12 protein-coding genes are annotated in these 15,020 nt (G+C 69.9%); 7 read left to right on the forward strand and 5 right to left on the reverse strand.

Annotated elements, in window-relative coordinates:
* Positions 1 to 47: 47 nt before the first annotated feature.
* From lspA to ABZT17_RS09175, 5 genes are all read left to right on the forward strand, one after another.
* Entirely contained in the window at positions 48 to 623 is a 576-nt protein-coding gene (gene lspA, locus ABZT17_RS09155; RefSeq protein WP_356345703.1) for a signal peptidase II, read from the forward strand.
* Positions 624 to 697: 74 nt separating this feature from the next.
* Positions 698 to 1,642: an RluA family pseudouridine synthase gene (locus ABZT17_RS09160; RefSeq protein WP_356345705.1), complete on the forward strand. Its 945-nt coding sequence runs from the start codon at positions 698 to 700 to the stop codon at positions 1,640 to 1,642.
* Entirely contained in the window at positions 1,639 to 2,112 is a 474-nt protein-coding gene (locus tag ABZT17_RS09165) for a GNAT family N-acetyltransferase (RefSeq protein ID WP_356345707.1), read from the forward strand. The genes ABZT17_RS09160 and ABZT17_RS09165 overlap by 4 nt, the downstream gene beginning before the upstream one ends.
* 109 nt (positions 2,113 to 2,221) lie before the next feature.
* On the forward strand, positions 2,222 to 3,808 hold the full coding sequence (locus ABZT17_RS09170) for a Na+/H+ antiporter (protein WP_356345710.1): 1,587 nt from the start codon (positions 2,222 to 2,224) through the stop codon (positions 3,806 to 3,808).
* Between the two features lie 57 nt (positions 3,809 to 3,865).
* On the forward strand, positions 3,866 to 4,606 hold the full coding sequence (locus ABZT17_RS09175) for an SDR family oxidoreductase (RefSeq protein ID WP_356345713.1): 741 nt from the start codon (positions 3,866 to 3,868) through the stop codon (positions 4,604 to 4,606).
* 4 nt (positions 4,607 to 4,610) lie between these two features.
* On the opposite strand, the gene ABZT17_RS09180 is transcribed toward ABZT17_RS09175, so the two are convergent.
* Entirely contained in the window at positions 4,611 to 5,726 is a 1,116-nt protein-coding gene (locus tag ABZT17_RS09180; RefSeq protein WP_356345717.1) for a mechanosensitive ion channel domain-containing protein, read from the reverse strand.
* A gap of 107 nt (positions 5,727 to 5,833) precedes the next feature.
* Between ABZT17_RS09180 and ABZT17_RS09185 the strand changes: the two genes are divergently transcribed.
* Positions 5,834 to 6,403 carry a dienelactone hydrolase family protein gene (locus ABZT17_RS09185; protein ID WP_356345719.1) on the forward strand — a complete coding sequence of 190 codons (570 nt, stop codon included), beginning with the start codon at positions 5,834 to 5,836 and terminating at the stop codon, positions 6,401 to 6,403.
* 6 nt (positions 6,404 to 6,409) lie between these two features.
* Here ABZT17_RS09185 and ABZT17_RS09190 read toward each other — a convergent pair whose 3' ends face one another.
* The 4 genes from ABZT17_RS09190 to ABZT17_RS09205 all read right to left on the reverse strand — a co-directional run bounded on the left by ABZT17_RS09190 (position 6,410) and on the right by ABZT17_RS09205 (position 11,194).
* Positions 6,410 to 8,071 (reverse strand): alkaline phosphatase D family protein, encoded by a 1,662-nt coding sequence (locus ABZT17_RS09190; RefSeq protein ID WP_356345722.1) that lies wholly within the window; start codon positions 8,069 to 8,071, stop codon positions 6,410 to 6,412.
* Positions 8,072 to 8,151: 80 nt separating this feature from the next.
* Positions 8,152 to 8,994, reverse strand: coding sequence for a thioredoxin domain-containing protein (locus tag ABZT17_RS09195; RefSeq protein WP_356345725.1), 843 nt, complete (start codon positions 8,992 to 8,994; stop codon positions 8,152 to 8,154).
* Between the two features lie 114 nt (positions 8,995 to 9,108).
* Positions 9,109 to 9,801: a hypothetical protein gene (locus ABZT17_RS09200; RefSeq protein ID WP_356345727.1), complete on the reverse strand. Its 693-nt coding sequence runs from the start codon at positions 9,799 to 9,801 to the stop codon at positions 9,109 to 9,111.
* A 67-nt stretch (positions 9,802 to 9,868) separates the two neighbouring features.
* The gene (locus tag ABZT17_RS09205; RefSeq protein ID WP_356345730.1) at positions 9,869 to 11,194 is read right to left on the reverse strand and encodes a DUF2252 domain-containing protein; all 1,326 of its coding nucleotides are present in this window, start codon (positions 11,192 to 11,194) and stop codon (positions 9,869 to 9,871) included.
* Between the two features lie 205 nt (positions 11,195 to 11,399).
* Here ABZT17_RS09205 and dnaE point away from each other — a divergent pair, with 205 nt between their 5' ends.
* Positions 11,400 to 14,939 carry a DNA polymerase III subunit alpha gene (gene dnaE / locus ABZT17_RS09210; protein WP_356345732.1) on the forward strand — a complete coding sequence of 1,180 codons (3,540 nt, stop codon included), beginning with the start codon at positions 11,400 to 11,402 and terminating at the stop codon, positions 14,937 to 14,939.
* The last annotated feature ends 81 nt before the right edge of the window (positions 14,940 to 15,020 follow it).

A 15,020-nucleotide genomic window follows, 5' to 3' on the forward strand; every position in this document is an offset into this window, starting at 1 on the left:
GTGCCGTACCCTCGTCCTCAGTCAGGTACCTAGGTTGAGGGACTCACGTGGCAGAGGCGGAGCGCATCATCGGTACGCCGGATACCCCAGAGGCGGCGGGGACCGGGCCGGAGCAGGACGCGGTCGTACGGCCCAGGGGCAAGCGCCGTATCGCCGTGCTGTTCACGGTCGCCGCCTTCGCGTACCTCCTCGACCTCGGCAGCAAGCTGCTCGTGGTCGCCAAGCTGGAGCACCACGCGCCGATCAAGATCATCGGCGACTGGCTGAAGTTCGAGGCGATCCGCAACGCGGGCGCCGCCTTCGGCTTCGGCGAGGCCTTCACCGTGATCTTCACCGTGATCGCGGCGGCCGTGATCGTGGTGATCGCCCGCCTCGCCCGCAAGCTGTACAGCCTGCCCTGGGCGATCGCGCTCGGCCTGTTGCTCGGTGGCGCGCTCGGCAACCTCACCGACCGGATCTTCCGTTCGCCGGGCGTCTTCGAGGGCGCGGTGGTCGACTTCATCGCCCCCAAGGGCTTCGCGGTCTTCAACCTGGCCGACTCGGCGATCGTGTGCGGCGGCATCCTGATCGTGCTGCTGTCCTTCAAGGGCCTGGACCCGGACGGCACCGTCCACAAGGACTGAGCCCGGGTTCTTCGCGAACCGGGTTTTCCACAGGCTCGTTCGGGGCCGTCGGCGGTGTCCGTCATACTCGACGGGTGAGCACGATTCCCGAGATCCGTACCCTGCCCGTGCCCGACGGACTGGAGGGCGAGCGCGTCGACGCCGCCATCTCCCGTATGTTCGGCTTCTCCCGCACCAAGGCCGCGGAACTCGCCGCGGCGGGGAAGGTCTCGGTCGACGGCTCGGTGGTCGGGAAGTCCGAGCGGGTGCACGGCGGCGCCTGGCTCGAGGTCGAGATGCCGCAGGCGCCCGCGCCCGTGCAGATCGTCGCGGAGCCCGTCGAGGGCATGGAGATCGTCCACGACGACGATGACGTGGTCGTGATCGTCAAGCCGGTCGGCGTGGCCGCGCACCCCTCCCCGGGCTGGACCGGGACGACGGTCATCGGCGGTCTCGCGGCGGCCGGCTACCGCATCTCCACCTCCGGCGCGGCCGAGCGCCAGGGCATCGTGCACCGCCTCGACGTCGGCACCTCCGGCCTCATGGTGGTCGCCAAGTCGGAGCGGGCGTACACCTCGCTGAAGCGGCAGTTCAAGGAGCGCACGGTCGACAAGCGCTACCACACGCTGGTGCAGGGCCATCCGGACCCGACCAGCGGCACCATCGACGCGCCCATCGGCCGCCACCCGAACCACGACTACAAGTGGGCGGTCACCGCCGACGGCAAGCCCTCCGTCACGCACTACGACCTCATCGAGGCGTTCCGCGCCGCCTCACTGCTGGACGTGAAGCTGGAGACCGGCCGTACCCACCAGATCCGCGTCCACATGGCCGCCCACCGCCACCCCTGCGTCGGCGACCTCACCTACGGCGCCGACCCGACCCTCGCCAAGCGGCTGCATCTGACCCGCCAGTGGCTGCACGCCGTACGGCTCGGCTTCGAGCACCCCGGGGACGGCGAGTGGGTGGAGTTCGAGAGCGACTACCCGGCCGACCTGCAGAAGGCGCTGGACCAGGTCCGCGAGGAGACATACGGATGACCGGCACGCACGCGTACGACGTACGGGTCGCCGAGGACCCCGCCGACCGGGAGCTGTGCTTCGGGGTGCGCAAGGAGGTCTTCGTGGGCGAGCAGGGAGTGCCGGAGGACCTGGAGTACGACGAGTACGACGCCCTGGCGGTGCATGTGCTGGCCGTGCGCGACGACGGGGTGGTGCTGGGCACCGGGCGGCTGCTGCACGGGGAGGTGGCCGCGTCGAAGGTCGGCGGAGACCTGTCGGTGGGCTCGCTGGGACGGCTCGCGGTCGCCAAGGAGGCACGCGGGCTGGGCGTCGGCGTGGCCCTGGTGCGGGCCATCGAGGACGCGGCACGCGCGCGTGGGCTCGCCGCGGTGGATCTGCACGCGCAGACGCACGCGCTGGGGTTCTACGAGCGGCTCGGCTACGAGGCCTATGGACCGGAGTACCTGGAGGCGGGGATCCCGCACCGGGCGATGCGGCGGTCTCTGTAGCCGACGCAGGCGGTCGCCGCGGGCCTGGGGGCCGGGACAGCGGCGACGGGTGGCACGTGGCAGGCTGGACGGGGTGTTCTTGATCGCCTAGACCGCCGGAGCGCTGACCGTGGATCAGTTGGCCCTGTTGTTCGTGTTGTTGCTCGGGGCCGTGGTGAGTGTCCCGGTGGGGGACCGGTTCGGACTGCCGGCGCCGGTGCTGATGACCCTGCTCGGGGTCGTGCTGGCGGTGGCCGACTTCGTGCCCGATGTCAATGTGCCGCCGGATCTGATCCTGCCCCTGCTGCTGCCGCCGTTGCTGTACGCGGCGGTGCGGCGGACCTCCTGGCGGCAGTTCGCGGCGAACCGGCGGCCGATCTTCCTGCTGGCGGTGGCGCTGGTCTTCGTGACCACCCTGTGCGTGGCCGTCGTGGCGAACGCCGTCGTGCCGGGGCTGCCCGTGGCGGCCGCGGTGGCGCTGGGGGCGCTGGTCGCACCGCCCGACCCGGTCGCCGCGACGGCGGTCGCCGGACAGCTCGGGCTGCCGCGCCGGCTGGTCTCCATCCTGGAGGGCGAGGGTCTCTTCAACGACGTGACGGCGATCGTGCTGTACCACGTGGCGGTCGCCGCCGCCGTCAGCGGTGACTTCCACGCCGGGCGGGCCGCGCTCGACCTGGTGCTGTCCGCCGTCGTCGCCGTCGCGACCGGCGTCGCCCTCGGCTGGGGCGCCAACAGGCTCCTCGATCTGCTGGGCGACGCGACCCTCCAGGTCGGCCTGACCCTGCTGGTGCCGTACGCGTCGTACGTCCTCGCCGAGGAGCTGCACGGCTCCGGTGTGCTCGCCGTGCTCACCACCGCGTTGTTCCTCGCCGAGTACGCCACCGACCCCGACGACGTGCTCACGCGGCTCGCCGGTCACACCTTCTGGGACATCGTCGACACGCTCGTCACGGGCGTGGCCTTCGGGCTGATCGGCCTGGAGCTGCACAACGCCATCAGGACGGCGTCCGGGCGCTGGGGCGAGCTTCTGGGCTGGTCCGGGGCGATCGTGGGCGTGGTGGTCGTCGTACGGCTGGCGTGGCTGCTGCCGGCGACCTGGCTCACCAAGCGGCTGCACGCGCGGCGCGACTGGGACGAGGAGATCCCGATGAGCTGGCGGGAGACCGTCGTCATGTGGTGGTCGGGGATGCGGGGCGTGGCCTCGGTGGCGCTGGCGCTGGCGATTCCGCTGAAGACGGACGACGGGTCGGCCTTCCCCGACCGCGACGAGATCGTGTTCATCGCCTTCGGGGTGATCATGGGGACGCTGGTGCTGCAGGGGCTGACCCTGCCGTGGCTGGTGAGGAAGCTCGGGGTGCAGGCGGACACGGAACGCGAGAAGGCGTTCGAGAAGGAGCTGGCGCTGCGGGCGGCGAAGGCGGCCAAGGCGCGGCTGCGGGAGATCGAGGAGGTCGAGGAGCTGCCGGAGGAGCTGTCCGAGCAGATGCTGCGGCGGGCCTTCGAGATCGGCGTGCGGATCAGCCCGGAGATGGGGGAGGAGGAGCGGCGGGAGGCGCATGAGATGCGGGTGCGGCGGCTCAAGCGGATGCGGCGGATCCAGGGGGAGTTGCTGAGCGCGGCCCGGCACGAGGTGCTGGCGGCGCGGAGCGAGCCGGGGGCTGATCCCGAGGTGGTGGACCGGGTACTGCGGCATCTGGATGTGCGCAGCTTGCGGTGATCTTGCGATCGTGTGAACCGCGACGCCCCACGACCGGTGGGTTTGTAGAGTCGACGCATGGCTCGCAATGTGGTGATCAGTGGTGGCGGTACGGGGATCGGGCTCGCGGCGGCTCAGGTGTTCGCCGCGGAAGGGGATCGGGTCCTGCTGATCGGACGGCGGGCCGAGGTGCTGCGGAAGGCCGGGGTGCCCGGGGCGTCGACCTGTGCGGCCGATCTCAGTGACACGGCCGAAGTGCGCGGTGTCGCCGACTTCGTGGCGCGGGAGTTCGGGACGGTGGACGTCCTGATCCACGGCGCCGGGGGCAACGGCCGACTGGAGCCACCGGCCGGGAGCGACGACCCGTTGGAGCGGGTCGCGTACGACTGGACGGTGAACTTCCGGATCAACACCCTCACCGCGGCGCTGCTCACCGCGGCGCTCAAGGACCGGCTGGCCTCTCCCGGCGGGCGGGTGCTGTTCGTCAGCTCCATCGCCGCTTACCGGGGGTCAGGAAGCGGCGCGTACGGGGGCGCCAAGGCCGCGCTGCACCCGTACGCGCACGATCTGGCGCGGGAGTTGGGGCCGCGGGGCATCACCGCGAACGTGGTCGCGCCCGGGTACATCGAGGACACCGAGTTCTTCGGGCCGCGGATCGACCCGGCGCGGCGCGAGCGGCTCGTCGACGACACGTTGGACAAGCGCGCCGGCACGCCCGGCGACGTGGCCGCGACCCTGCACTGGCTCGCGTCACCGGGCGCGGGGCACATCACCTCGCAGGTGATCCAGGTCAACGGCGGTGCCCAGCGCGGGCAGTGAGGGCTCAGCCCCGGCCCGTCCTCGGAGTCTCGGGCGCCCTGCGGACCGCGCCGTCCGGGGAGCCGTCCGGGGAGGTGCGGCGGCCCGGCGGCAGGGTCGCGTCCGCGGTGTTGACCCGGGGCAGGGCCGAGGCATGGCGCTCGGTCAGCCAGCGGATCATCTGTTCGCGGACCGTGACCCGTACCGTCCAGATGTCGTCCGCGTCCTTCGCCGTCACCAGGGCGCGGACCTGGATGGTGTTCGGGGTCGAGTCGGTGACCGCGAGACCGTAGTCGCGGCCGTCCCAGGCCGGGCACTCGCGCAGGATGTCGCGGAGCTTCTCGCGCATCGCCTCGATCGGCGCCGAGTGGTCCAGGTGCCAGTAGACGATGCCGGTCATCTGCGGGGTGCCGCGCGACCAGTTCTCGAAGGGCTTCGAGGTGAAGTACGAGACCGGCATGGTGATCCGGCGCTCGTCCCACGTCCGTACGGTCAGGAAGGTCAGGGTGATCTCCTCGACCGTGCCCCACTCGCCGTCCACCACGACGGTGTCGCCGAGGCGCACCATGTCGCCGAAGGCGATCTGCAGTCCGGCGAACATGTTGCTGAGCGTCGACTGGGCGGCCACACCGGCGACGATGCCCAGCACACCGGCCGAGGCCAGCAGCGAGGCGCCCGCGGCGCGCATCGCCGGGAAGGTCAGCAGCATCGCGGCCACCGCGACCACACCGACGATCGCCGTGACCACCCGCATGATCAGCGACACCTGGGTGCGCACCCGGCGGACCCGGGCCGCGTCGTGGTGGGCGCGCGCGTAGCGGGTGTACGTCGACTCGACGATCGCGGCCGCGATCCGCACCACCAGCCAGGCGGTGGCCCCGATCAGGACCAGCGTCAGCGCCTGGCCGATGCCGACCCGGTGGTCGTGGAGCAGGCGCGCCTGGTCGTACGACCCTCTCAGCATCGCCGCGCAGAGCACGAGTTGGTAGGGCACGCGACCACGGCGCAGCAGACCCCACAGCGGGGTCTCGCTGTGCCGTTCGTCGGCCTTGCGCAGCAGCAGGTCGGTGAGCCAGCCGATGGCCAGCGTGAGCACGACCGAGCCGCCGATCACGATCAGCGGGCGGAGTACGTTCTCCATGCCTGCGAACCTAACCGGCTGAGGGGGGTCATGAACATGTGACTTCGGACAGGAACGGGGTACGGCCGCCGGAGGGCGTTGTCGGTCCCGGCTGGCACCATGGCCTCATGAACATCATGCTCTTTCACTCGACCTACGGCCTGCGGCCCGCGGTGCGCCAGGCCGCGGACCGGCTGCGCGGCGCCGGGCACGAGGTGTGGACCCCGGACCTCTTCGAGGGGCGTACGTTCGAGACGGTCGAGGAGGGCATGGCGTTCAACGAGGAGATCGGCAAGGACGAGCTGCTGAAGAGAGCGGTGCTGGCCGCGGCGCCCTACTCGGAGCGAGGGCTGGTGTACGCCGGGTTCTCGCTCGGCGCCTCCGTCGCGCAGACCCTCGCCCTCGGCGACGAGAGGGCGCGCGGGCTGCTGCTTCTGCACGGCACGTCGGACATCGCCGCCAACGCCTCGGTGGACGAGCTGCCGGTCCAGCTCCATGTGGCCGAGCCCGACCCGTTCGAGACGGACGACTGGCTGAGCGCCTGGTACCTGCAGATCGGCAGAGCCGGCGCGGACGTCGAGATCTACAGATACGCGGGCGCCGGGCACCTGTACACCGACCCCGGGCTCCCGGACTACGACGAGGAGGCGGCCGAGGCCACCTGGCGGGTGGCGCTCGGCTTCCTCGACAGCCTGTAGCGGGGGCTACACGGGGTCGTAGGTCCGCTCGACCTTCTGGGTGCCCGTGCGGGTGCGGTACGAGCGCTCCCAGGACGAGGTGGCGTTCTTGTCCGTGCGGTCGGACAGGACGTAGTAGTCCATCTGCGCGCGGTCGGCGGTGATGTCCAGGACGCCGTAGCCGTGCCGGTCGGTGTCGACCCAGTGGACATGGCGGTTGGCGGCCCTGATGACCGGCGCGGCGAGCGCGGAGACCGTGCCCTCCGGGACCTTCACGATGTCGTCGAGGTTGTCGGAGGTCACCGAGGTGACGACGAACTCCGTGGCGGCGGAGGCGGACAGGGGGTAGGTGCCGGCGTCGACCGGGACGTCGTTGGCCCACGCCATGTGGATGTCACCGGTCAGGAAGACGGTGTTGCGGATCGCGTTCGAGGTGAGGTGGGCCAGCAGTTCACGGCGGTCGTCGGTGTAGCCGTCCCACTGGTCGGTGTTCAGGGCGAGGCCGTCCTGCGGGAGGCTCAGCAGCTTCGCCAGCGGCTTGAGCAGGTCCGCGGTGAGCGAGCCGATGACGAACGGCGCGATCATCACCGAGTTGCCGACCAGGCGCCAGGTGGTGTCGGAGGCCTTCAACCCGGCCTTGAGCCAGTCGAGTTGGGCGCGCCCCGTGATGGTGCGGTCCGGGTCGTCGACCGAGCCGGAGCCGGTGGACGCCTGCTGGGAGCGGAAGGAGCGCAGGTCGAGCAGGGACAGGTCGGCGAGCTTGCCGAAGCGCAGCCGGCGGTAGGTGGTGCCCGCGATCGCCGGGCGCACCGGCATCCACTCGAAGTAGGCCTGCTTGGCGGCCGCCTTGCGGTCGCTCCAGGTGCCCTCGGCGCCCTCGGTGTGGTTGACCGCGCCGCCGGACCAGGCGTTGTCGGCGAACTCGTGGTCGTCCCAGATCGCCACGACCGGTGCCTTGGCGTGCAGCGCCTGAAGATCCGGGTCGGTCTTGTACTTGCCGTGCCGGGTGCGGTAGTCGGCGAGCGTGATGATCTCGTTGGCCGGCGCGTGCGGCCGTACGACCGTGCCGCGGGCCGCGTACTCACCGGACTTGTACTCGTAGACGTAGTCGCCGAGATGGAGCCAGGCGTCCAGGTCGCCGCGGGCCGCGAGATGGCGGTACGAGGCGAAGTAGCCGCCCTCCCAGTTGGCGCAGGAGACCACGCCGAAGCGCAGGCCGGACACGGCGGCGTCCGCCGCGGGCGCGGTGCGGGTGCGCGCCGCCGGGGAGTCCGTGCCGCCGGCCGAGAAGCGGAACCAGTAGTCGGTGGCCGGGGCGAGACCGCGGATGTCCGCCTTGACGGTGTGGTCGGAGGCGGCCGTCGCCGTGGTCGAGCCCTTGGCGACGATCGTCGTGAACGCCTTGTCCCGGGCGACGACCCAGCTCACCTCGGTGTCCGGGCCGAGCCCCGAGCCGGGTACGGCCTCGGAGACGGGCGTGACCCGGGTCCACAGCAGCACGCCGTCGGGCAGCGGATCGCCGGAGGCCACGCCGTGCAGGAACTGCGGTGTCTCGGCGGCCGCCCGGGCCGGCAGCGCGGCGGCGAGCGGGCCGGCCAGGACAGCGGTGGCCGCCGCGGCCTTGACGACCGTACGGCGGCGCGGGGCAAGCGAGTTGGAGCCGTCGTCGGCTCTGAATCGACTGGTCACGAGCGACCAGGTTACTGACCGGTATCAACGAGAGCGGGCGAACTCGCAAAAGTTCGCCCGCTCTTCCACTGGACGTCGGTTCAGGCCTTGAGGGCCGCGTCGATCACCTGGTTGAACTGAGCCACCGTCATCGGCGGGTTGTCCTGGCTGTCGACGGTCAGCTTCTTGCCGTCCATGACGAAGCTGGGGGTGCCGGTGACACCGTCCTTGTTGGTGTCCCAGGTCTTCGACATGGCGAGCGCCCAGGCGTCGTACTTGCCGCTCCTGACCGCGTTCTGGAACGCCGTGTTGTCCTTCAGGGCCGGGACCGTCTGGGCGACCTTGATGAGGTAGTCGTCGCTCTTGAACTTGTCGGTCGACTCGTCCGGGTGCCACTTCTTCGAGTACAGCGCGGTCTTGTACTCCAGGAAGGCCTCGTCGCTGACGTTCAGCGCGGCGCCCATCGCGGCCATCGCGGTCTTGGAGCCCTCGCCGCGCGAGCCGATCTGGCCCTTGCCGAGGGCGTCGCCGTCGAGGAAGGTGCCGCCGATGTACTGGATCTTGAACTTGCCGTCGTCGATGTCCTTCTTGACGGTCGAGCCGACGGTCTGCTCGAACTGGGCGCAGATCGGGCAGCGCGGGTCCTCGTAGACCTTGAGGGTCTTCTTGGCGCTCGCCTTGCCGATGACGACGGTCGTGCCGTCGGTGCCCGTGGTGTTGGCCGGGGCGACGACCTTCTCGTCCTTCACGGCCTCCCAGTGACCGGGCTTGTTGGCCTGGACGACGGCGTAGCCTATGCCGCCGGCCGCCGCGAGGACGGCGACGACCGAGGCGGCCACGATGATCTGCCGCTTGGCCTTGGCCTTCTTGGCCTGGCGCTCGCGCTCGGCGCGCAGCCGCTCACGGGCCGCCGTCTTCGCCGCCGCGCTGTTCCGCTTGCTCATATTGGTTTTCTCCATAGGGGACGCGCACACGTCGTACGCGGGATACGTGTGGGGGTGGGAACGCGCCCACCGCTGCGGGGCGCGCTCAGGGCTCTTCGGAGCGACGGACGCCGGTCAGACGAGCGGGACCGGGCACGGCGGGCCCCGCCGCCCCAGGGAGTGCACGAGCAGCCGGTCGCGGACCACCGGGGCGGGCGCGTCGGGGCGGCGTACGCCGTCCACCGCGGGCACCGGCCGTACGGCCACCGCGGCGACGGCCAGCAGCAGCGGACGGAAGGTCGTCGCGGTCAGCGCGCGCAGCAGCTGGGCCAGGGCCCGCTCCCCGCGGCGCAGCCAGACGGCCGCGAGCAGGCCGACACCGATGTGGGCGCCCAGCAGCAGCCAGGCGGTGCCCGGGGTGGCGCGGGCGAGCAGGTCCGAGAGGCGGTCGGTGCCGGTGCCGGTGACCCGGGTCAGCGGGACGCCGACCTGGGTGTCGCTGCCGCACAGCAGGTCCCAGCCGACGGAGCGCAGCGGCCCGGTGACGGGGCCGCCCGCGCGGCCGTAGCAGACGTGCTGGCCGGTGGTGAGGATCGTGTCGGAGGCCAGCTCCAGCGGGATCAGCAGACCGGCGATCGGCCCGAAGCCGCGCTCGCGGCCGGCCAGCGCGTAGGAGACCGCGAACACGGTGACGGCGACGGCGGCCACCGTGTTCAGCGGCAGCGGGACCCGGGACAGCAGCACGTGCGACGCGGTGCTGAGCGTCACGACCAAGGCCGTGAACAGCGCCGCGCGGAGCGCTCTGAGTCGGGTCCCGGATATGTCCATGGTGTGCAGAGTGTGTCACGGGCTCCGGTAAGGGACCCCTAAAACCTGCCTGTGAGAGTGCGGACCGTTAGAGACCCGGAATCCGGCCGTTGCGGAACAGGTCCACGAAGATCTGGTGGTCGCTTCGCGCGCGTGCGCCGTAACCGTGCGCGAAGTCGGTGAGCAGGCCCGCGAAGCCGTCCTCGTCCGCCGCGATCGCCGCGTCGATGGCCCGCTCGGTGGAGAACGGCACCAGTGACTCGCCCGAGGTGTCGTCCGCCGCCGCGTGCATGGTGGCCGTGGCCCGCCCCAGGTCGGCGACGACGGTCGCGATCTCCTCCGGGTCGTCGATGTCGCCCCAGTCCAGGTCGACCGCGTACGGCGACACCTCGGCGACCAGCTGTCCCGCGCCGTCCAGCTCGGTCCAGCCCAGCCACGGGTCCGCGTGCTGCTGCAGGGCGCGCTGGGAGATCACCGTGCGGTGGCCCTCGTGCACGAAGTAGTCCCGGATCGCCGGGTCGGTGATGTGCCGGGAGACCGCCGGGGTCTGGGCCTGCTTGATGTAGATCACGACGTCGTTCTCCAGGGCGTCGCTGTGGCCCTCCAGGAGGATGTTGTACGACGGCAGACCGGCCGAACCGATACCGATGCCCCGGCGTCCGACCACGTCCTTCACCCGGTAGGAGTCCGGGCGGGCCAGGGACGAGTCCGGCAGGGTCTCCAGATAGCCGTCGAAGGCCGCGAGGACCTTGTAGCGGGTGGCCGCGTCCAGCTCGATGGAGCCACCGCCCGGGGCGAAGCGGCGCTCGAAGTCACGGATCTCCGTCATCGAGTCCAGCAGCTCGAAGCGGGTCAGCGAGCGGGCCGCGCGCAGGGCGCCCAGAAGCGGGCCCTCGGCGGTGTCCAGGGTGAACGGCGGCACCTCGTCGCTCTTCGCGCCGGTCGCCAGCGCGTGGATCCGCTCGCGGTACGCGCCCGCGTACACCTCCACCAGCTCGCTGATCTGCCCGTCGCTGAGCGCCTTCGCGTACCCGATCAGCGCGATCGAGGCGGCGAAGCGCTTCAGGTCCCAGGTGAAGGGGCCGACGTAGGCCTCGTCGAAGTCGTTGACGTTGAAGATCAGCCGGCCGTTGGAGTCCATGTACGTGCCGAAGTTCTCCGCGTGCAGGTCGCCGTGGATCCACACGCGCGAGGTGCGCTCGTCGAGGTACGGGCCGCCGCGCCGCTCGGCGGCGAGGTCGTGGTAGAAGAGGCACGCCGTGCCCCGGTAGAACGCGAACGCGGAGGCCGCCATCTTGCGGAACTTCACGCGGAACGCGGCCGGGTCGGCGGCCAGGAGCCGGCCGAAGGCGGTGTCGAAGACGGCGAGGATCTCGTCGCCGCGCTGCTCGTCGTTGAGCCGGGGTACCGACATCGCGGGGTGCCTCCTGGTGCATGGATGTGTACGACAGCGTTTCTGTCGTGTCCAACGGGCGAGGGGCCGCGGAAGTGCCCGCGACCCTCGCTGTGAAGGTACGCGGGGCTGCCGTCGGATTGTCAGTCCCGCGGCATAGACTTCGACGCTGACCCCAGGACTGTCCGCCAGCCCGTCGTCCAGCGTTTCCCTTGGAGGCCCGACCGTGTCAAAGCCGCCGTTCACGCACCTGCACGTCCACACCCAGTACTCGCTGCTGGACGGTGCCGCGCGGCTCAAGGACATGTTCGACGCGTGCAACGAGATGGGCATGACGCATATCGCCATGTCCGACCACGGCAACCTCCACGGGGCGTACGACTTCTTCCATTCCGCGAAGAAGGCCGGGGTCACCCCGATCATCGGGATCGAGGCGTATGTCGCCCCCGAGTCGCGGCGCAACAAGCGGAAGATCCAGTGGGGCCAGCCGCACCAGAAGAAGGACGACGTCTCCGGTTCCGGTGGTTACACCCACAAGACGATGTGGGCCGTGAACAAGACGGGTCTGCACAACCTCTTCCGGCTCTCCTCGGACGCGTACGCCGAGGGCTGGCTGCAGAAGTGGCCCCGGATGGACAAGGAGACCATCTCCCAGTGGTCCGAGGGGATCGTCGCCTCCACCGGCTGCCCCTCCGGCGAACTCCAGACCCGGCTGCGCCTGGGACAGTACGACGAGGCACTGAAGGCGGCCGCCGACTACCAGGACATCTTCGGCAAGGACCGCTACTTCCTGGAGCTGATGGACCACGGCATCGACATCGAGCACCGGGTCCGCGACGGCCTCCTGGAGATCGGCAGGAAGCTCGGCATCCCGCCCCTGGTGACGAACGACTCGCACTACACGTACGCGCACGAGGCGACCGCCCACGACGCCCTGCTGTGCATCCAGACCGGCAAGAACCTCTCCGACCCGGACCGCTTCAAGTTCGACGGCACCGGCTACTACCTGAAGTCCACGGACGAGATGTACGCCATCGACTCCTCGGACGCCTGGCAGGAGGGCTGTGCCAACACCCTCCTGGTCGCCGAGATGGTCGACACCGACGGCATGTTCGAGGCCAGGAACCTCATGCCGAAGTTCGAGATCCCCGAGGGCTACACCGAGGTCACCTGGTTCCGCGAGGAGACCATGCGCGGCATGCACCGCCGCTTCCCGGACGGCATCCCGGACGACCGTATGAAGCAGGTCGAGTACGAGATGGACACCATCATCTCGATGGGCTTCCCGGGCTACTTCCTCGTCGTCGCCGACTTCATCATGTGGGCCAAGAGCCAGGGCATCGCGGTCGGCCCCGGCCGAGGCTCCGCGGCCGGTTCGATCGTCGCCTACGCCATGGGCATCACCGACCTCGACCCGATCCCGCACGGTCTGATCTTCGAGCGGTTCCTCAACCCCGAGCGCATCTCGATGCCCGACGTCGACATCGACTTCGACGAGCGCAGGCGCGTCGAGGTGATCCGGTACGTGACCGAGAAGTACGGCGCCGACAAGGTCGCCATGATCGGCACCTACGGCAAGATCAAGGCCAAGAACGCGATCAAGGACTCCGCGCGCGTGCTGGGCTACCCGTACGCGATGGGCGACCGCCTCACCAAGGCGATGCCCGCCGACGTCCTCGGCAAGGGCATCGACCTCGACGGCATCACCAACCCGAGCCACCCCCGCTACAACGAGGCGGGCGAGATCCGGGGCATGTACGAGAACGAACCGGACGTCAAGAAGGTCATCGACACCGCCAAGGGCGTGGAGGGCCTGGTCCGGCAGATGGGTGTGCACGCCGCCGGCGTGATCATGTCCAGCGAGCCCATCGTCGACCACGCCCCGGTCTGGGTGCGGCACACCGACGGCGTGACCATCACCCAGTGGGACTACCCGAGCTGTGAGTCGCTCGGCCTGCTGAAGATGGACTTCCTCGGCCTGCGCAACCTGACGATCATGGACGACGCCGTCAAGATGGTGAAGTCCAACAAGGGCATCGACCTGGACCTGCTGGCCCTGCCGCTCGACGACCCGAAGACCTTCGAACTGCTCCAGCGCGGTGACACCCTGGGCGTCTTCCAGTTCGACGGCGGCCCCATGCGCTCCCTGCTGCGCCTGATGAAGCCCGACAACTTCGAGGACATCTCCGCCGTCTCCGCGCTGTACCGTCCGGGCCCGATGGGCATGGACTCGCACACCAACTACGCCCTGCGCAAGAACAAGCTCCAGGAGATCACCCCGATCCACCCCGAGCTGGAGGAGCCCCTCAGGGAGGTCCTGGACGTCACCTACGGCCTGATCGTGTACCAGGAGCAGGTGCAGAAGGCCGCGCAGATCATCGCCGGGTACTCGCTCGGCGAGGCCGACATCCTCCGCCGTGTGATGGGCAAGAAGAAGCCCGAGGAACTGGCGAAGAACTTCACCATCTTCCAGGCCGGCGCCCAGAAGAACGGCTACAGCGACGAGGCGATCAAGGCCCTGTGGGACGTGCTGGTCCCGTTCGCCGGCTACGCGTTCAACAAGGCGCACTCGGCCGCGTACGGCCTGGTCTCGTACTGGACCGCCTATCTCAAGGCCAACCACCCCGCCGAGTACATGGCCGGTCTGCTCACCTCGGTCAAGGACGACAAGGACAAGTCGGCCGTCTATCTGAACGAGTGCCGGCGCATGGGCATCAAGGTGCTCCCGCCGAACGTCAACGAGTCGGTGCACAACTTCGCCGCCCAGGGCGACGACGTGATCCTCTTCGGCCTGGAGGCCGTCCGCAACGTCGGTACGAACGTGGTGGAGTCGATCATCAGGAGCCGCAAGGCCAAGGGCAAGTACGCCTCCTTCCCCGACTACCTCGACAAGGTCGAGGCCGTCGCCTGCAACAAGCGCACCACGGAGTCGCTGATCAAGGCGGGCGCCTTCGACTCCCTGGGGCACACCCGCAAGGGCCTCACCGCGCACTTCGACTCCATGATCGACAACGTGGTCGCGGTCAAGCGCAAGGAGGCCGAGGGGCAGTTCGACCTCTTCGGCGGGATGGGTGACGAGGGCTCCGACGAGCCGGGCTTCGGCCTCGACGTGGAGTTCACCCCCGAGGAGTGGGACAAGACCTATCTGCTCGCCCAGGAGCGGGAGATGCTCGGTCTCTATGTCTCCGACCACCCGCTCTTCGGCCTGGAGCACGTGCTGTCCGACAAGGCCGACGCGGGCATCGCCCAGCTCACCGGCGGTGAGCACGCCGACGGGGCCGTGGTGACCATCGGAGGCATCATCTCCGGCCTCCAGCGCAAGATGACCAAGCAGGGCAACGCCTGGGCGATCGCCACCGTCGAGGACCTCGCCGGCTCCATCGAGTGCATGTTCTTCCCGGCGACGTACCAGCTGGTGTCGACCCAACTCGTCGAGGACGCCGTGGTCTTCGTCAAGGGCCGCCTCGACAAGCGCGAGGACGTGCCCCGGCTGGTCGCGATGGAGCTCCAGGTCCCCGATCTGTCCAACGCGGGCACCAACGCGCCGGTGATCCTCACCATCCCGGTCACCCGGGTCACCCCGCCGATGGTCAACCGCCTCGGTGAGATCCTCAGCCACCACAAGGGTGAGAGCGAGGTCCGCATCAAGCTCCAGGGCCCGACCAAGACGACCGTGCTACGGCTCGACCGGCACCGGGTGAAGCCGGACCCGGCGCTCTTCGGTGACCTGAAGGTACTGCTGGGCCCGTCCTGCCTGGCGGGTTGACCTCGCCGCGCCGCTCGCGCGAAGAGGGCGTACCCGTGGACCGGGTACGCCCTCTCTGTGTGCCTGGGTCTCAACAACCCT

The organism is Streptomyces sp. NPDC005648, from assembly GCF_040605395.1.
Classification (GTDB): domain Bacteria; phylum Actinomycetota; class Actinomycetes; order Streptomycetales; family Streptomycetaceae; genus Streptomyces.